This window comes from Kineothrix alysoides (assembly GCF_000732725.1).
GTDB lineage: Bacteria > Bacillota > Clostridia > Lachnospirales > Lachnospiraceae > Kineothrix > Kineothrix alysoides.
The window spans coordinates 504,950-524,867 of sequence record NZ_JPNB01000002.1 but is presented as its reverse complement, the minus strand read 5'-3'; the positions used below and the strand labels follow the sequence as shown (position 1 = coordinate 524,867).

The following is a 19,918-nucleotide window of genomic DNA, read 5'->3' as shown; positions in this document are numbered from 1 at the left end:
GCAGCGAAAAGACTGAAATATTTGGAAAATGGAGGAAACAGAATATGAAAGCAACTGGGATAGTCCGCAGGATTGACGACTTAGGCCGTATTGTAATACCCAAAGAAATCAGGCGCACGCTGCGCATAAGGGAGAGCGATCCGCTCGAAATATTTACGGACAGAGAAGGCGAAATCATCTTGAAAAAATATTCTCCAATTGGAGAAATGAGCACTTTTGCGAAGCAATATGCAGAGAGTCTCGCACAGGTTTCCGGACATACCGCATTGATCGCTGACAGGGATCAGATTATCGCAGTGTCCGGCGGATATAAGAATCTCATGGGGAAAAGCTTGAGCAAAGAACTGGAAGAGAAAATAAACAATCGGGAAATGGTGCTGGCATCGAAGGGTGACCGCAATTTTATCCCGATTTCCAGCGACAGCGGAGAGGAATTTTTTCATGAAGCGATCAGCCCCATTATATGCGAAGGGGACGTAATCGGAGCAGTGATTCTTGTGGGGAACGATGAAAAGATGAAGCTGGGAGAGGTGGAGCAGAAGCTCATCCTATCCGCTTCGGGTTTTCTGGGAAGGCAGATGGAGCAATAAAGATAATAAAAGCCGTTTGAGGTTTAAGTTTATAATCTTAAATCGCAGACGGCCTTTTTATGTAATAAGAAAGTGCTCCTATTACATAAAAATACTTCTCTATATTTATAAGTATTCCTTATATTTGTCGTCGGAAGTATCAAAAAAGCAAATGCCGATAACGCCTCGTCCGGTATGAGCCCCTATGGCACAGCCTACGGTGGAGATCAGCTTATCCTTCGGTCTTAACAGTTCGTCGGATAGGTCAAGAACAAAAGAAAGTGCCTTTTCATCTTCGCCATGGCAAAATGCTATGGTTTGGTCAGAGGCATCGTAAACATTTTCTTTTGTATAGTCTACCAGAGCCTTTAAAGATTTCTTGTGCCCTCGGACCGTCTTGATAACCTGAAGGCTTCCGGATTTATCCACGATGAGAATTGGCTTCATATCAAGTGTTTCCGCAATAGTTCCTTTGAACTTGGAAAGCCGTCCGCCTTTTATGAGGTAAGCGAGGGTGTGGACGGTAAAGACATGGTGTACGTGGGAAATATAATAATCGGCAGCCTCGATGAGAATTTCTTTGGGGGCTCCGTTTTCCAGCATAGTGACCAACTTGGATACGAGCAGTCCGAAACCGATGGAAGCACATTTGGAATCGATGATCGTCAGATCGAAATCCGGGTATTTTTCCAAAATATTTGCTTTTGCAATATTCGCAGCATTGAAGGTACCTGCAATCCCGGTGGAAAAGCAAAGATAAATGATGCTGTCTCCTGCTTCCGCATAGGGAAGAAAAGCGTCTTCGAACATAGCGGGGTTGATGTGGTAGGTTCTTATATCTCTTTTTGTATCGTCTAATATGTTATAAAACTCGGCAGTTTGAATGGTCTTTCCGTCCAAATAGTCCACCTCGTCGATGACGACAGGGGTAGGGATAACGTGTAATTTATGGTCTTGCACGTACTGCTTCGGCAAATCCGAAGCGGAGTCGGTAATAATTCTAAGCATATGAATGCCTCGCTTTCCGTTACAAATTGACGTTTTAAGATTGACTCATGCGGTCGAGCAAATCGATCTTAATATCGTACAGCTTCTTGGATAAATCCACATATACTTTATGGGGATTGATGAGACGCCTTGTCTCATCCCATAGGGTGTCTAACTCTGTCTGGCAGTACGCTCGGATATCCATAACCTTCGGAGACTCATAACAGCACTCGCCGCCCAAAAAGATGGGAGCCATAATTTCCCGAAGCGTATAGCTTCCGCCGGAGAGTCTTGTTTTTTTCCAAGGCTCCAGAGGATCGAAGAGAAGAAGGGATTCTTCTTCGTCAAAGTGCTCTTCCATAAGGCAGATTAAATCGGCCTTGATTTTTCCCGACTCCTTTTCATAAACACGGTAAATCTTCTTATTTCCCGGGTTTGTTACCTTTTCAGTATTTTCGGATAACTTGATCTTGGGAATGAAGGTTCCGTCCTTGTCCTTGATCGCCGATAATTTATATACGCCGCCGAATGCCGGGCAGTCCTTGGAAGTGATAAGACTGGTGCCTACGCCCCACGAGGTAATGGAAGCGCCCTGAACCTTAAGGCTATCGATTAAGAACTCGTCCAAATCGTTGGAAGCGGAGATGACCGCATCGGGGAAACCGGCTTCGTCCAGCATCTTACGGGCTTTCTTGGAAAGGTATGCGAGGTCGCCGCTGTCCAAACGGATTCCGTAGTAGGAAAAGGGAACTCCGGCTTTGCGCATCTCTTTGAACACGCGGATGGCGTTAGGAACGCCGGATTTTAAAGTATCATAAGTATCTACAAGCAAAATACAAGCAGAAGGATACATTTCAGCATAAGTCTTGAAGGCGGTATATTCATCGGGAAAGCTCATAATCCAGCTATGAGCATGAGTCCCTTTTACGGGAACGTTGAAGAGCTGTCCGCAGAGAACGTTAGAGGTGGCCACACAGCCGCCGATCATGGCAGCTCTTGCGCCATACACTCCGGCGTCCGGACCTTGCGCGCGGCGAAGGCCGAATTCCATAATTCCGTCACCTCTGGCCGCATAGCATACTCTGGCCGCTTTGGTAGCAATCAGGCTTTGGTGGTTGATGATATTTAAGATAGCCGTCTCCACGAGTTGTGCCTGCATGATAGGCGCGATGACCTTTACCAAAGGCTCCCTTGGAAAAACAACCGTTCCTTCAGGAATCGCATAAATATCTCCCGTGAATTTAAAGTCCTCCAGATAATCGAGAAAGTCCTGCTGGAAAATGGAAAGCCCTGCCAGATAGTCGATATCCTCCTGCGAAAAATGCAGTTCCTTAATATATTGGATTACCTGCTCTAAGCCCGCCATCACCGCATAGCCGCCGTCGCTGGGATTGGAACGGTAAAAAACGTCAAAGATTACGGTTTCGTTTTGGCTTTTGTTTTTGAAATAGCCCTGCATCATAGTGAGTTCGTAAAGGTCTGTGAGCAAGGTCAGATTTTGTCTGTCCATTTTGCCTCCTATTTTGCCGGAATTGTCCGACAAGCTATTTTTTAGTAAATTATAAAATATTCTAGCACATATTTTCTACATTTGCCATAGCTTTCATTCGGTTGACCCTTGACAATGTTACAGTTAAGCCCTTGGCTAAACTGCAACATATATGCACACAAAATGTGATAAAACTACATTTTGGCGCTTGCAGCCCTTGTAAAATTTCATAGAGACGCAATTTTGGCTTCGCGGTATTGAAGGCTGAACTATTACTTGACAATTCTTTGTTTCACGCTTTATAATCTCATTTATATAGTATATAGAAAAGCATTGACGAAGACAGTAAGTATCTTAAGAAAGGCACAGCGAACCGGTGAATGGTGTGAGGCCGGTGCGAGTAAGAGGATACGGAATATCACTTCCGAGCTGCAATGCCCAAACTATCGGAGTAGGCGTTGCCGGTTTTCTTCCGTTAAAAGAAATCATATATCCCGCATTTTTGCAAGCATGAAATATCGCACAGCAGTATACTTTATGTATCAATTGAGGCTATGAAGCCGAAGGCTGAATGTAACGGCGGGCGTATGTTGTAACAGGTGGTAACGCAGGAGTTTTGACCTCGTCCTTTTACAGGATGGGGTTTTTTTGATGATTTTTTACTATTATAAGAGCAATTCATAAAATGTGTTGCTCGTTATTTCAGAAAGGATGAAGAGAATGTATCAGAAAGTATCTGCCAATTTGAATTTCGTAGAGCGCGAGAAACAGACGGAAAAGTTCTGGAAGGATGAGCGCATATTTGAAAAGAGTATGGAAAACCGCGAAGGCTGCCCGACCTACACCTTTTATGACGGGCCACCCACAGCAAACGGCAAGCCTCATATCGGCCATGTCCTCACCCGTGTTATCAAGGATATGATTCCCAGATACCGCACGATGAAGGGCTATATGGTTCCGAGGAAAGCCGGCTGGGATACCCACGGACTTCCGGTGGAGCTGGAGGTAGAAAAAGAATTAGGACTGGACGGAAAAGAGCAGATCGAAGAATACGGCCTCGACCCGTTCATTATGAAATGTAAGGAAAGCGTGTGGAAATACAAAGGCATGTGGGAGGATTTCTCCGGTACCGTAGGTTTTTGGGCGGATATGGACGATCCGTACGTTACCTATCACGACGATTATATCGAATCGGAATGGTGGGCGCTGAAACAGATTTGGGATAAACAGCTTTTATATAAGGGATTCAAGATCGTTCCCTACTGCCCCCGCTGCGGAACTCCCCTCTCCTCTCACGAGGTGGCACAGGGGTATAAGGATGTAAAGGAAAAGTCTGCGGTAGCACGTTTTAAGGTAAAGGACGAAGATGCTTATATTCTGGCATGGACCACCACGCCCTGGACCCTTCCCTCCAACGTGGCTCTTTGCGTGAACCCTTCGGAAACGTATGTTAAGGTGAAGGCGGCGGATGGCTATACCTATTATATGGCCGAGGCACTTTTGGACAGCGTGCTGGGAAAGTTTGGTGATAAAGAGAAGAATATTGCGGCTTATGAAATACTTGAGACCTATACCGGCAAGGATTTGGAATATAAGGAATATGAACCCCTTTTCGACTACGCGCTGGAGATTTGCGAGAAGCAGCATAAAAAAGCGCATTATGTGACCTGTGACAATTATGTTACGCTGACCGACGGTACGGGTGTGGTTCATATCGCCCCGGCCTTCGGTGAAGACGACGCCAACGTCGGGCGTATCTATGACCTGCCCTTCGTACAGCTGGTGGATTCCAAAGGCGAGATGACGGCGGAGACGGACTATGCAGGAGTGTTTTGCAAAAAGGCCGATCCGATGATTCTGGCAGATTTGGAGAAGAAGGGACTGCTGTTCGATGCTCCCAAGTTCGAACACAGCTATCCTCACTGCTGGCGTTGCGATACCCCGCTCATCTACTATGCCCGCGAGTCGTGGTTCATCAAGATGACGGCGGTAAAGGAAGACTTGATCCGCAACAACAATACGATTAACTGGATTCCTGAATCCATCGGCAAGGGCCGTTTCGGTGACTGGCTGGAGAACATTCAGGACTGGGGGATATCCAGAAACCGTTACTGGGGAACACCTTTAAATGTATGGGAATGTCAGGGCTGCGGTAAGATGCACTCTATCGGAAGCCGCGAAGAGCTGGAGAAAATGAGCGGCAACGAAGCGGCGAAGACCGTTGAGCTGCACAGACCTTATATCGATGAAATCACGATCCCGTGCCCGGAGTGCGGCGGAACGATGAAGCGTGTGCCCGAAGTGATCGACTGCTGGTTTGATTCCGGTGCGATGCCCTTTGCGCAGCATCATTATCCCTTTGAAAATAAGGAACTGTTTGAAAAGCAATTTCCTGCGCAGTTTATCAGCGAGGCGGTAGACCAGACGAGGGGATGGTTCTATTCCCTCCTTGCGGAATCCACGCTGTTATTTAATAAATCGCCTTATGAAAATGTAATCGTGTTAGGACACGTTCAGGACGAGAACGGCCAGAAGATGAGCAAGTCCAAGGGCAATGCGGTAGACCCTTTCGAGGCTCTGGAAACCTACGGGGCAGACGCTATCAGATGGTACTTCTATATTAACTCCGCTCCATGGCTTCCCAACCGTTTCCACGGCAAGGCCGTACAGGAGGGACAGCGAAAATTCATGGGTACGCTTTGGAATACCTATGCGTTCTTCGTACTGTATGCCAACATCGACAGCTTTGATGCCACGAAATATGAGCTGGAATACGATAAGCTCGCAGTCATGGATAAGTGGCTGCTTTCCAAGCTGAACACGCTGGTAAAAGATGTGAATTCCTACATGGATGCTTACAAGATACCTGAGACCGCAAGAGCATTGGACGATTTCGTGGACGATATGAGCAACTGGTATGTCAGAAGAAGCCGTGAGCGCTTCTGGGCCAAAGGAATGGAGCAGGATAAAATCAATGCGTACATGACGCTCTATACGGCGTTAGTTACCGTAAGTAAATGCGCGGCTCCCATGATTCCTTTCATGACCGAGGAGATTTACAAAAATCTCGTTTGCAGCATCGATAAGAGTGCGCCGGAGAGTATTCATCTGTGTGACTTTCCAAAACAAGATGAGAACTTTATCGATAAGAAATTAGAAGAGAATATGGACGAAGTCCTGAAAATTGTCGTTATGGGACGCGCCTGCAGAAATACGGCAAATATCAAGAACCGTCAGCCCATCGGAAGAATGTTTGTAAAAGCACCTCACGAGCTGGGAGCGTTTTATCAGGATATTATCGTGGAGGAGCTGAATGTAAAGGAAGTAGTCTTTACGGAGGATGTGCGGGAGTTCACCAGCTACAGCTTCAAGCCCCAGCTTCGCACAGTGGGACCGAAATACGGAAAACAACTGGGCGGCATACAAAAGGAATTAGCATCTCTCGACGGCAACGCGGCTATGGATGAGCTGAATGTGCAGGGAGCGCTTAAGTTCGATATAAACGGTACGGAAGTGGAGCTTTCGAAGGAGGACTTATTGATCGAAATGAGTCAGAAGGAAGGCTACGTATCGGATGCGGACAATACGGTGACGGTAGTGCTTCATACGGAGCTTACGGAAGAACTGGTGGAAGAAGGCTTCGTATATGAGGTAATCAGCAAGATTCAGACGATGCGTAAGGATGCCGATTTTGAAGTTATGGACCACATCAGGGTATCGATTGACGGAAATGATAAAATTGCAGGTATTGTTAAGAAAAATGAGAGCATAATATCAGCGAAGGTGCTTGCGGATGAAATGGTAACGGGGGAAACGCTTGAGGCTTCCAAGGAATGGAACGTAAACGGCGAGAACGTTACGATAAGCATTGGCAGGAAATAGCAGTAACAGGCGGCAGATTCCGGAAAAAGGATTTTGCCGCCGTTTTCTTATCTTATTGCTTTTTTTGCCACATATTGTATAATTATGAATAGAAAGAAGTTGGATGGGAGGTAGTATATGATTAAGAAGGCTGCCTTGTCTTTTGACAAGGATTTATTTAAAAGAAGCGTTGTTTATAATGTAAAAACGTTATATAGAAAGAGTATGGAGGAGGCCACGCCTCAGCAGATTTTTCAGGCAGTATCTTATGCCATCAAGGACGCGATTGTCGATAAATGGATGACGACGCAGGAAGAATATGAGAAGCAGGATCCTAAAATGGTTTATTACCTTTCTATGGAATTTCTGATGGGAAGGGCGCTCGGCAACAATATTATCAATCTTCAGGCCCATGAGCCGGTAAAAGAAGCGCTGGAAGAACTGGGCGTGGACATCAACGCAATAGAAGATCAGGAACCGGATGCGGCACTGGGTAACGGCGGTCTGGGAAGGCTTGCAGCTTGTTTTCTCGATTCCCTGGCTACTTTGGGTTATCCGGCATACGGTTGTGGTATCCGTTACCGTTACGGAATGTTCAAGCAGCAGATCCGCGACGGTTATCAGATAGAGGTGCCCGATAACTGGCTGGAGAACGGAAATCCCTTCGAGCTGAGAAGACCGGAATATGCCAAAGAGGTAAAGTTCGGCGGCTATGTGAATGTATATGTGGATGAGAACGGCAGGAGCAATTTCAAGCAAGAGGGCTATCAGTCGGTGAACGCTATCCCTTACGATTTGCCCATCGTAGGCTATGGAAACGGCATTGTGAATACGCTGCGCATCTGGGATGCTCAACCGGTGGAATGCTTCCGTCTGGAATCCTTCGATAAGGGCGACTATCAGAAAGCGGTGGAGCAGGAGAATCTGGCAAAAAATATTGTAGAAGTGCTCTATCCTAACGATAATCATTATGCAGGCAAGGAGCTTCGCTTAAAGCAGCAATATTTCTTCATATCTGCATCGGTACAGGCGGCGGTGGCGAAGTACATGCGAAAGCATGAGGATATCCGCAGATTCCACGAGAAGGTTACCTTCCAGTTGAACGATACTCACCCTACCGTGGCGATTGCCGAGCTGATGCGCATCCTTATGGATGAGTATTATCTTACGTGGGATGAGGCGTGGGCGGTCACCACGAAGACCTGTGCTTATACGAATCACACCATTATGTCGGAAGCGCTGGAAAAATGGCCCATCGAACTGTTCTCCAGGCTTCTGCCCAGAGTCTACCAGATCGTAGAGGAAATCAATCGCCGCTTTGTGAAGCAGATTGAGCAAATATATCCCGGTAATCATGAAAAAATCCGTAAAATGGCAATTATCTATGACGGCCAGGTCAAAATGGCACATCTTGCCATAGCCTCCGGCTATTCGGTAAACGGCGTGGCCAGACTGCATACGGAAATATTGAAAAAGCAGGAGCTTAGAGATTTCTATGAGATGATGCCGAATAAGTTCAGCAATAAGACAAACGGTATCACGCAGAGACGTTTTCTCCTCCATGGGAATCCGCTTCTGGCAGATTGGATTACTTTTCATATAGGTTCCGATTGGATTACTGATCTTACGAGACTGACCAAGCTGAAGGTCTATGCGGATGATGAGAAGGCCCAGCAGGAATTCATGAACATTAAATATAAGAATAAGATTCGCCTGGCAGAATATATTCTGGAGCACAACGGCATCGAAGTGGACCCGAGATCGATTTTCGACGTTCAGGTAAAGAGGCTTCATGAGTATAAAAGACAGCTTTTGAATATTCTTCATATTATGCATCTTTATAATCAGCTGAAGGAGCACCCGGAGATGCCTTTCTATCCGAGAACTTTCATCTTTGGTGCGAAAGCGGCAGCCGGATACAGGAATGCAAAGCTGACCATCAAGCTTATCAATGCAGTAGGGGAAGCGATCAATAACGATGCCTCCATCTGCGGCAAGATCAAGGTCGTATTCATCGAGGACTACAAGGTATCCAACGCGGAAATTATTTTTGCGGCATCGGATGTTTCCGAGCAGATATCCACTGCCAGCAAGGAGGCTTCCGGAACAGGAAACATGAAATTCATGCTTAACGGTGCGATTACGTTGGGAACGATGGACGGTGCCAATGTGGAAATCGTAGAAGAAGTAGGGGAAGAGAATGCAGTTATCTTCGGCCTTAGCTCCGACGAGGTCATTCGTTATGAGAACTTCGGCGGATATGACCCGATGGAAATATTCAACAACAATTCCGATGTCAGAAAAGTGCTGATGCAGTTGATTAACGGTACCTATTCCAAGAATGACCCGGATTTGTTCCGTCCGCTCTACAATTCGCTGTTAAATACGCTGAGTACATCTAAAGCGGATACGTATTTTATTCTGAAGGACTTCGAGTCCTATGCTGAGGCGCAGAAAAAAGTGGAGGCTGCATACCGGGATGAAAAGGGATGGGCAAGGAGCGCTATTTTAAATGTGGCCTGCTCCGGCAAGTTCTCCTCCGACAGAACCATCGAGGAATATGTAAAGGATATATGGCATTTGGATAAGGTGGTTTTACCTTTAAAGAAGTAAAATGAGAAATGGTAATATAAAATAAAGAGCCCCTTTTGTTAGATGAAAACATCTGATGAAAGGGGTTCTTGTTTTATTTCAATTAAAAAAATGTAGGATATAGAAAAAAATCAATTGAAAAAAGAAGAAAATTGTATATTATTAACAAAAAAATGTTGATACAGTAAAATGGAGCAAAATCAACTATATATGGAGGGAAGGATATGAAATCGATAAAGGTAAAAATGTTGCTTATGATCTGTATCTGGCTTTTAGTATCGGTATGCGGAATGTTTATTCTGGCAAGAAATATGAATGATACAAAAGAAGTAAGCGAAACGCTTTTGAGTCGGCAAATGCAGGATTTAGATGATATTTCCAGCTTGACGGAACAGTTTAAAAGCATACAAAGCCTAACCTTAAATCACGTAGTTTTAGGCAGAGGAATAAGGATTGAAGCAATTGAAAAAGAAATACAGGCAGCTTTTGAGGAAATAGATGTGGCGGCGGATTCTTACGAGAGCCGAATCAATGAAGAATGCCGGCCGATTTTTGCAGGATTACAGGAAGATCTAAAATCTTATAAGGAATTGGTCAATAATATTTTAAAATATAGCAAAGGAATTAAGAAATCGGATGCGGAACTTTTGGTGACGACGAATCTTCCTGATGTGGTGGGCAGTGCGGAAGGGAAGCTGCAGCAATTAAAAGATATTGCCAATGCTTCGGTGGTAGAAGGTAAACAGGAGTTGATAGGATATACGGAGCAGATTCCCAGTGTTTTAGCGGGTTCAATAGCCCTTCTTGTTATAGCGGCGGCCGTTACGGCAATTGCCATAAATCGGATGATTATACGTCCTGTAGTATTTTCAACAAAGCAACTTGGAAAGATGATTGCTGAGATAGAAAGACAGGAAGGAGACTTGAATCATCGTCTGAAAGCGAAATCTAACGATGAAATCGGCGGCTTATTAAAGGGAATGAATCTGATATTAGATATTCTGCAAAGTACAATAAGCGGTGTTATCCATACATGCAGCCAGCTTGCGGTACTACAGGAGCTTGTGTATCAAAGCGCAGATAATGCACGGCAGGGGGCAAATGATACGGCGGCGGTTGTAGAAGAAATCGTTGTGGGGATGGATAATGTGCGGGGAGCTATATTGACGGTTGCCCGCAATAATGAGGATGTTAACGCAAAGGTTCAGGGTGTGATGGAGAAGGCATTGGAAGGTTCTCAATATATTGTAGGAGTAAAAGAAAATGCGAATGTCCTTCAAAAGCAGGCAATTACAAGTAAAAATGAAGCAAGTGAGATAATAATTAAAATTGACACCACCGTCAGAAAGTCTGTGAAAGACAGTGAGCGGATAGAAGAGGTGGTAAATCTTTCCGGAGATATTTTAGGCATTGCGAATCAGACCAACCTATTGGCATTGAATGCTTCTATAGAAGCGGCAAGGGCAGGGGAGTTGGGAAGAGGCTTTGCCGTTGTGGCGGAAGAAATCAGAAAGCTGGCGGACGACTCTAAGAACATCGCCAATAATATTCAGAATATCAGTAATGAGGTATTTGTCACGGTGCAATCTCTTGCGGATAATGCAATGTTGCTTTTAAAGTTTGTAAATGAAAATGTTCTTCCTGATTATGACGTATTGGAAAAGACCGGGGTTGAATATTATGAATCCTCGGTTGTCATCGATAACATAATGAAAGAATTCTATGATGCCATGAATAGTCTTGTAATAATGTCCGGTAAAATTGTGGATGCAAATCAAATAATGGGAGTGACCATAGAAGAAAGCCAGACAGGAATAACACATGTATCGGAAAATACAGGCGAGCTAACGAGAGGAATGGAGCAGATTACTAAAACCTTAACAGAAATAAACATAGTAGTGGAAGAATTGCAAGGTAAAACAGAATCCTTTAAAAAATTTTAGACAATTGAAATATACAGATAATTAAACATGGGAACAAAGTGCATAAAAAATTAATAAAAAAAATTATAAAATAAGCAATATGACAATAGAAAAAGAAAAATATTCATGGTAGAAAGAAAAATATTGTATATTTTATATGCTTCCCTATTGCTAGAATATGACTGTAGATAAAAAACATATCATTTAGGGAGGAAACCAAATGAAAAGAAAAATTTTAAGCGTAATTCTTGCAACAACAATGTTTGCTACCATGCTGGTCGGCTGTGGCAGCAGTAATGCAACAACAGAAGAAGCGGCAGCACCGAAAACAGAGGAAACAGCACCGGCGGCTGAAGAAGCGGCACCGGCCGAAGAGGCAGCACCCGTTGAAGAAGCGGCCGAAGAAGTGGCAGAAGTAGCCGGATGTGAGGGTGTTGATGGTCTTAATATCGGTATCTGTATCTACAAATTTGATGATAACTTCATGACCTTATACAGGGAAGAGTTAAAGTCTTACTTGGAAGCAGGCGGAGCTACCGTTACGGTAATGGATGGTAAAAACGACCAGGCAGAGCAGACAAACCAGATCCAGAACTTTATTACAGAGGGAGTTGACATATTAATTGTAAACTTAGTGCAGTCTTCGGCAGCTCAGCAGATTACCGATCAATGTGCGAAAGCGGAGATCCCGGTTGTTTTCATTAACCGTGAGCCTGCAGATGAAGAAAAAGACAGATGGGCATCTGAGGGAATTATGGCTACCTACGTTGGTGCGGATGCCAGACAGTCCGGTACATACCAGGGTGAAATCGTTAATGCATTACCAGACAAGGGTGACATTAATGGAGATGGAACGGTTGCATATGTAATGGTAGTAGGCGATCCTGAAAATGTAGATGCGCAGTACAGAACGGAATTCTCTGTAAAGGCGGTAGAAGATTCCGGAATGAAGGTTCAAAAACTGGATGAGCAGCGCGGTGACTGGGATCAGGCAAAAGGACAGGAAATCGTTGCAAATGCTTTAACCGCATACGGTGATGAAATCGAAGTGGTATTCTGCAACAACGATGCGATGGCACTCGGTGCGAAACAGGCGATTGAAGCAGCAGGCAGAACTGTTGGTACAGACATTTACTTATTGGGTGTTGATGCTTTAACGGAAGTTCTTGAAAACGTAATTTCCGGAGCAATTACAGGTACAGTATTCAATGATCATATCGGTCAGTCTCATGCGGCAGCGGAAGCGGCAGCAGCATTTGCGGCAGGTGAAACGCTCGATACATTAATCGGTGTAGACTACATCAAGGTTACAAAAGATAACGCACAGGAAATTCTGGATATCATTAAATAGTTAAGCAGTGACGTGTTAAAATTCCTGGGTGTGTCAGGCGGCACACCCGGGTTTTATGCAACAATTCAGTATCATGAGAGGAAGGTTACACTAATATGAGTAAATACATGTTAGAAATGAATGAAATATATAAAAGCTTTCCTGGAGTTCAGGCGCTGGATAATGTGACGATTAAAGTGAGACCCGGCACTGTACATGCGCTGATGGGGGAAAATGGTGCCGGTAAATCTACTTTGATGAAGTGCTTGTTCGGTATATACAAAATGGATGCCGGAGAAATCATTTTCCAGGACAAACCGGTAAAAATTGCAAATGCGGATGATGCATTGAAAAAAGGTATCGCTATGGTGCATCAGGAACTGCAGCCGATTCCGGAAAGAAGCATCGGGGAGAACATTTTCTGCGGCAGGTATCCGTTGAAAAGTTTTGGGCCGATTAAGGTAATAGACCATAAAAAAATGTATGCGCAGGCAGAGCGCTTATTGGAAGAAGTGAGGATGCCGTATAATCCCAGAAAGAAGATGGGAACATTGTCAATTTCACAGATGCAGTCAGTGGAAATTGCAAAAGCAGTTTCTATGGAAGCGAAGGTAGTTATTCTGGATGAGCCAACCTCATCTTTGACGGATAACGAGGTGGAAGCTTTATTTACCATTATTGAGGATTTGAAGAAAAAGGGTGTTTCCATCATTTATATTTCCCATAAGATGGATGAAATTCTTAGGATTTCCGATGATGTGTCCATTATGCGCGACGGACAATATGTGGGAACCTGGGAAGCGAAAGATTTAACAATGGACATGATTATTGCAAAGATGGTAGGGCGCGAACTGACCAATGTATATCCCCCAAAGGATAATGTGCCGGGAGAGGTTATTCTGGAGTTGAAAGAGCTGACAAGTATTCGCCCCGGTTCCTTTAAAAATGTAAACCTGACTATAAGAAAAGGTGAAATACTTGGAATCGGTGGTTTGGTCGGTGCACAGCGAACAGAGCTTATGGAAGCCGTATTCGGGATACGCCATATTCAATCTGGCGATATTTTTTATAAAGGGCAGAAGATAAATATCAGACGCCCTCATGATGCAATCCAAAATGGAATTGGATTAATTACAGAGGATCGAAGAGGTACCGGCATTTTTGGTGTATTGAGTATTGCGGATAACGTATCCATTGCTTCTATCGATAAGTACTTGGATGCGGGCATTATGGTCAATGACAAAAAGGTTGAGAAGCTGGTACAGGAAAATGTGGCAAAATTAAGTATTAAAACACCAAGCAGCAAAACCCAGATCAAATCCTTGTCCGGTGGTAATCAACAGAAGGTTGTCATATCGAGGTGGCTGGCAAATAATCCGGAAGTATTAATTATGGATGAGCCTACACGAGGCATTGATGTCGGTGCCAAGTATGAAATCTATCAGATTATGATTGGCCTGGCAAAGCAGGGAAAGGCAATTGTCATGATTTCATCAGAAATGGCAGAACTTATCGGTGTATCAGACAGAATTGCGGTTATGTGCAATGGCCGTGTAACCGGGGAACTGACACGGGAAGAAGCTACCCAGGAGAGAATCATGCAGCTTGCCACACACTTTGATCAAGGAGGAAATAAACATGAATAAAGCGAAAGCTTCTAATTTTAAAAATAGTGTTTTCGATCATATGTTAATTGTTATTTTGTTTTTGCTTGTAGTGGGAGTCAGTATTGCAAAACCTAATTTCTTATCCGGCAGTAACTTTGCTAATATTTCGGTAAATACTGCAGTACGTTTCATTATTGCCCTGGGAGTCAGCGGCTGTCTGATTACAAAAGGTACTGACCTTTCCGCGGGACGTATGGTTGGTCTCGGAGCTTGTATCGCAGGTACTCTTTTGCAGAAAGCGGACTACAGTGATAAATTTTTCAAAGGCATGGGAGATATTCCGATTCCTGCGGTATTATTAATTGTAATTGCGGTTTGTGCAATGTTTGGCGTGGCCAATGGATGTGTTGTCGCTTTTTGGAAGGTGCCCCCGTTTATTGCAACCCTGGGTATGCAGATTGTCGTATATGGTCTCTGCCTCGTCTATACAAAAGCAGTACCGCTTGGCGGCTACAGGGAAGCTTATACGAATATTGCAACAGGCAGATTTTTTGGAATTCCTTATTTCTTTATCATTGCTTTTGTCATCGGTGCATTCATGTGGTTTTTATACAATAAGACAAGACATGGTAAATATATGTATGCTATCGGTGGTAATGAAGCGGCAGCAGAGGTATCCGGTGTAAATGTAAGTAAAACAATAATTCTTATTTATGCATCGGCAGCAGGACTTTACGCGATTGCCGGTTTCCTGTTAGGAGCCAAGGCGGGAGGCGCTTCTGTAAATACCGGTTTGGGATACGAATTGGAGGCAATTGCAGCATGTACCATCGGTGGTGTTTCTACAAACGGCGGCGTTGGTAAGGTGTCCGGTATTTTGGTCGGCGTATTAGTATTCGAGCTGTTAAAGTCTTCCATGCAGTTCTTAAGAATCGATACTTCGTGGCAGTATGTAGTACAGGGACTTGTAATTGTAATTGCGGTAGCATTAGACTTGAGAAAATATCTTGCGAAAAAGTAAAATACGTTATACGTTATATATATGACTGCAGTACGAGAATAGTAGAATTGTAAATCCTCAGCGTTTTTTGCGTTGAGGATTTAGCAGATTTATTGCTTAGTTAAATGTTGAGTTTACATAACTGTTCCATGAGTTTTTTAAGGGAGAAAACAGATGCTATATCGTGTAATGTTAGTGGATGACGAGGAAGAAGTAATACAGGCGATTCTTCAAAAGATTGACTGGGAGGTATTGGGCTTTCAGGTAGTAGGATATGCCAAGAACGGGCAGGATGCTCTGGAGATGTTAGAGACTTTGGAGACAGACGTTATTATGACAGATATTAAGATGCCGTTTATGGATGGGATTACTTTGTGTAAAAAAGTAAAAGAGCAGTATGGAAATATTCATATTCTTATTTTTTCAGGCTTTGATGAATTTGAATATGCAAGGGAAGCAATTAAAGCGGAAGTGGAAGAATATATTTTAAAGCCTACGAACGCAAAAGAGCTGGCGGAAGTGTTTTTAAGGCTTAAAAACTCTATCGATAAAGAACGCAGAGAAAGTACAGATATACAAAAGCTTAAGGAATATTATATGGAAAGCCTCCCTGTTATGCAGAAGCAGTATATGATCAGCCTGATAGAAGGGAAGCTTTCTGACGGTCAGATTCAAGCTTATCTGGATATGTATCAGTTGAATCTCAGCTCACCGTTTTATACCGTTGCAGTAGTTCATGCGAATAATCCGGAAATGCCGGAAGAGGGAAAGGAGCCGCTTGAAAAGCAGCTGCTTCCCGTCTCCGCGAAAAAGTATGTGGATGAAAAGCTGGAAGGAAAATGGCAGTTTGAAAGCTTTGTATATTTTGGAAAAATTGTATACATTGTCATGCTGGAACAAAGTGAAGATTTAAGTGCCTTTATCGATTTTATGGGTCGTATATGCAAAATGACAGAAAGAACAATCAGCGTATCTTTATTGGCGGGCATCGGACAGATGCACAATCAGCTGTCTTTGCTTCCGCACTCATATGAAAGCGCCAGTGCGGCTATATCTTACAGGGGGTTGAACAAGGGAAGCTGTTCCGTTTATATCGGCGAGGTGGATCCTAATTTAAACAGCACCCCGATTATAGATATGGAGGGAGTGCAGGAGATTATACAGCAGATAAAGTTTGGCAGGGAAAAAGAGCTGGAAGAGGCAATTGCACATTTTATGATAAGGCTGAAGCGGATGGAACTGACTTATCAGCAGCTTCAGATAGTGAGCATGGAAGTTGTGACAGAATTATACAAACTGGGTGGAAGTTACCAGCTGGATATGCATAAAATTCTTAAGACCGGTACCTATACATTTTCTGATATTGAGGAGATGAACACGGTGGAAAGGCTGGAAGGAGTTCTAAGAAGTGTCTGTTTTACGGTGCTCAGCTTAATTCGTAAGGAAAGAAAGGACAGTACAAAGCTGCTGATTGAAAAGGCAAAGGATTATATACAAAATAATTATTCTGACTCGGAATGCACAGTAGAGTCGGTGTGCAGTCATTTAAATATAAGCACCTGCTATTTTTCTACCTTGTTTAAAAGAGAGGTGGGGCTTACATTGATTAACTATATGACTGATATAAGGATGGAAAAAGCTAAGGAATTACTGAAGAATACGGAAGATAAAACCTATGTAATTGCAGAGAAAGTAGGCTATGCGGAACCGAATTATTTCAGCTATGTATTTAAGAAAAAGTTTAAGGTTTCACCTTCTCTTTATCGCGTAAATGGAGTAGGATAATGACTGAAAAAGGAAGAACGTTTTATGAGAGAGCGAAACGGTATATAGGCAGAAAAAGCATTCAGTTCACATTGGAACTTTCTTTTACAATAGTAGCAATTATTTGCATGACGTTAATTGCCGTAACGCTGCAGAAAAAATTCGAAATAGAAATGCGGGAAACGAAAATAGAATCTACGGAGCAGGTAATTGATCAGGTGCGTCTGAATCTGGAGAATTATCTGCGAAGTATGATGCGTATATCGGATGCCATGTATTACGCAACGATTAAGAGCAAGGATATATCTACAGATTCTCTGGAAACAGAAATGAATCTTCTGTATGAGGCGAATAAAGATAACCTTGTCTCTGTTGCCTGCTTTGATATCGAAGGTAATCTTTTAGGCGCAACCCCGATCGATGCAGTAAAGCAAAATGCGAACATCGCCTATCAGAACTGGTTTGTTACGGCGAATGAGGAATTGGAAAACTTTCATTTTTCATTGCCTCACGTACAGAATCTATTTGATGATTCCAGCCATAGATATTACTGGGTAATATCTTTAAGCCGGATTGTAGAACTGACCTCCAAAGGAAACAATCAAAGGGGTGTTTTGCTTGTTGACATGAATTACAGCACAATTGAGCAGCAGTTTAAGAAGGTCAATGCCAATACTTCATTAGGCTATACCTATCTTCTTGGCAAAAATGGAGAAATTATTTATCATCCCAAACAGGAACTGATATATTCCGGCCTTCTGCAGGAGAATAATCTGGAAGCGATGAATTATTCCGATGGAAGTTATCAGGAAACTTTTCAGGGAGAAAAAAGAGTTGTTATCGTAAAAACAATTGGTTATACAGGCTGGAAAATAGTCAGTGTCATTCCAAACACATTTTTTCAGATGGCAGTTTCCGGAATACAGATTTTTGCTCTTTTCATTATTATGCTTTCCGTTTGTATTCTTGCATTTATTAATCAATTTGTGTCCAGGCAGATTGCCAAGCCTATAAAAAATCTGGAGGATTCTGTGCGTGAGATTGAAAGCGGGAACCTGGATATCCAGATAAATGAGGGCGGCTCGTATGAGATACAGGAATTGGGCAGGACAATAAAGTCGATGGTTTCTCAGATGCGCGAACTGATGGATGATATTGTAAAAGAGCAGGAACAGAAGAGGAAGATGGAATTGGGTGCGCTGCAGTCGCAGATTAACCCCCACTTTTTATATAATACATTGGATACGATTGTCTGGATGATCGAAACAGAGCGGTACGAAGAAGCAATTACCATTGTCACACAGCTGGCCAGCCTTTTCCGCATTAGCCTGAGCAAGGGAAAGACAATTATTTCCGTCAAGGATGAGATATCGCATGCCCAAAATTATATGAATATACAGAAAATCCGGTATAAAAATAAGTTTGAAGTGAGGTATGATATCGATGAGGAGGTATGCAAGTACGCAACAGTAAAATTAATTATCCAGCCGCTTTTGGAAAATGCAATTTATTACGGCATGGAATTTATGGATGGAGAGGGTATTATTACATTACGTGCATATATGGAGGACAGAGTTTACATAGAAGTAGCTGATAACGGGCTGGGTATTCCGAAAGAGAATGTGGAACAATTATTGGTAGAGAACAATCAGGTGCAGAAAAGAGGTTCGGGAGTGGGTATTCTCAATGTGCATCAAAGAATACAACTGCGCTTTGGGGAGGCGTACGGATTAGAAATAGAAAGTGAACCGGATGAAGGAACGTGCGCAAGAATATGTCTGCCTAAAATTTTATATGAGGATCTGAAGGATAAGGGGGGTGAATAGATGAATGATAAAAAAGAGATTAGAAATATATTACTCCTTGTCTTTGTCATTATAATAGTAGGCGCCTTGATTATCGCAAAATTTTATGGAAATAACCAAAAGGAACGATATAATATTTCAGTTATTGCGGGAGAAGCCCACGCGGAAAGATGGGTAGTCCTGCAGCAGGGACTTGAAAAAGCCGGCAATGATTATAATGCACAGATTAATTTCTATACAGTAGTAAATGGCAAAGATGCCAGAGAACAGAAGGACTTAATAAACAGGGAATTGGAAAAAAAGGTGGATGCCATTATTGTTTGTGCGGTAGACAGCCAGGAGATCCAGGAAGTGCTGCAGAAGAGCGAACGCAGGACACCGGTTATTCTGATTGAGACGGATTTGAAGCCCGGGCACTTATATTCTCAAGTTTCGCCGGATAATTATGAGATGGGATATCATTTGGGAGAAGAATTTGTCAGGCAGCAGGAAGGAAAAGAAACAACAGCAGGAATTCTTATAGATAATGATAAAATAGCAGCACAGCAAGAACGGTTAAAAGGGTTTGAGGAAGCGCTTGCCTCTGCAAAAAATATTACAATAAAATGGAGGGCATCCGATTATCAGAGTAATGAGCGGGTAGACAACATAATCGGTATGGACTGTGTCGGAACGCAGAACGCGACAGAAATAAGTAAAGTTAATAATGAGAAAATCAGTATTTATGGATTTGGAAATGCGGAAGCCAATATTTACTATATGGATAAGGGAATTATAAAGGCTTTGGTGGTGCCCAATGATTTCAACATGGGATACTTAAGCGTGCAGAATGCGGTGCAGGCAGTTGAAAAAGATATGGTTTATAAAAATACAATTGTTGAATATATCGTGGTTACAGGGGATACCTTGCATAATGAAGAAAATCAAAGGATTATTTTTCCTCTTGTGCAGTAAACATTAACGATTGTTTTTGAGTCTGCCGGGGTGGACAT

12 protein-coding genes are annotated in these 19,918 nt (G+C 43.2%); 10 read left to right on the top strand and 2 right to left on the bottom strand.

Translation table 11 applies throughout. The features are described from left to right. Positions 1-44: 44 nt before the first annotated feature. Positions 45-590, top strand: a complete 546-nt coding sequence (spoVT, locus tag CC90_RS0113370; RefSeq protein ID WP_031391273.1) for a stage V sporulation protein T — start codon at positions 45-47, stop codon at positions 588-590. Positions 591-695: 105 nt separating this feature from the next. Here the strand turns inward: spoVT and CC90_RS0113365 are convergent, their stop codons facing one another. Then, positions 696-1,577, bottom strand: coding sequence for a DegV family protein (locus CC90_RS0113365; RefSeq protein WP_031391272.1), 882 nt, complete (start codon positions 1,575-1,577; stop codon positions 696-698). 34 nt (positions 1,578-1,611) lie between these two features. Then, positions 1,612-3,066, bottom strand: coding sequence for a nicotinate phosphoribosyltransferase (locus CC90_RS0113360; RefSeq protein ID WP_031391271.1), 1,455 nt, complete (start codon positions 3,064-3,066; stop codon positions 1,612-1,614). A 699-nt stretch (positions 3,067-3,765) separates the two neighbouring features. Between CC90_RS0113360 and ileS the strand changes: the two genes are divergently transcribed. The 9 genes from ileS to CC90_RS0113315 all read left to right on the top strand — a co-directional run bounded on the left by ileS (position 3,766) and on the right by CC90_RS0113315 (position 19,880). Further along, complete coding sequence (gene ileS / locus CC90_RS0113355; protein WP_031391270.1) at positions 3,766-6,927, top strand: isoleucine--tRNA ligase; 3,162 nt, start codon at positions 3,766-3,768, stop codon at positions 6,925-6,927. Between the two features lie 117 nt (positions 6,928-7,044). Further along, positions 7,045-9,519 carry a glycogen/starch/alpha-glucan phosphorylase gene (locus tag CC90_RS0113350; protein WP_031391269.1) on the top strand — a complete coding sequence of 825 codons (2,475 nt, stop codon included), beginning with the start codon at positions 7,045-7,047 and terminating at the stop codon, positions 9,517-9,519. A gap of 203 nt (positions 9,520-9,722) precedes the next feature. Continuing rightward, a complete protein-coding gene (locus CC90_RS0113345) occupies positions 9,723-11,441 on the top strand; it encodes a methyl-accepting chemotaxis protein (RefSeq protein ID WP_031391268.1) in 1,719 nt (572 codons plus the stop codon). Between the two features lie 199 nt (positions 11,442-11,640). Beyond that, positions 11,641-12,771, top strand: a complete 1,131-nt coding sequence (locus CC90_RS0113340) for a substrate-binding domain-containing protein (RefSeq protein WP_031391267.1) — start codon at positions 11,641-11,643, stop codon at positions 12,769-12,771. 95 nt (positions 12,772-12,866) lie between these two features. After that, positions 12,867-14,396 (top strand): sugar ABC transporter ATP-binding protein, encoded by a 1,530-nt coding sequence (locus CC90_RS0113335; RefSeq protein WP_031391266.1) that lies wholly within the window; start codon positions 12,867-12,869, stop codon positions 14,394-14,396. Further along, a complete protein-coding gene (locus tag CC90_RS0113330) occupies positions 14,389-15,378 on the top strand; it encodes a galactose/methyl galactoside ABC transporter permease MglC (RefSeq protein ID WP_031391265.1) in 990 nt (329 codons plus the stop codon). Before CC90_RS0113335 ends, CC90_RS0113330 begins: the two co-directional genes overlap by 8 nt. Positions 15,379-15,531: 153 nt before the next feature. Further along, entirely contained in the window at positions 15,532-17,142 is a 1,611-nt protein-coding gene (locus CC90_RS0113325; RefSeq protein WP_031391264.1) for a response regulator, read from the top strand. After that, entirely contained in the window at positions 17,142-18,947 is a 1,806-nt protein-coding gene (locus CC90_RS0113320) for a sensor histidine kinase (RefSeq protein WP_031391263.1), read from the top strand. Before CC90_RS0113325 ends, CC90_RS0113320 begins: the two co-directional genes overlap by 1 nt. Next, the gene (locus CC90_RS0113315; RefSeq protein ID WP_031391262.1) at positions 18,948-19,880 is read left to right on the top strand and encodes a substrate-binding domain-containing protein; all 933 of its coding nucleotides are present in this window, start codon (positions 18,948-18,950) and stop codon (positions 19,878-19,880) included. It abuts the gene before it with no gap. Positions 19,881-19,918: the final 38 nt, after the last annotated feature.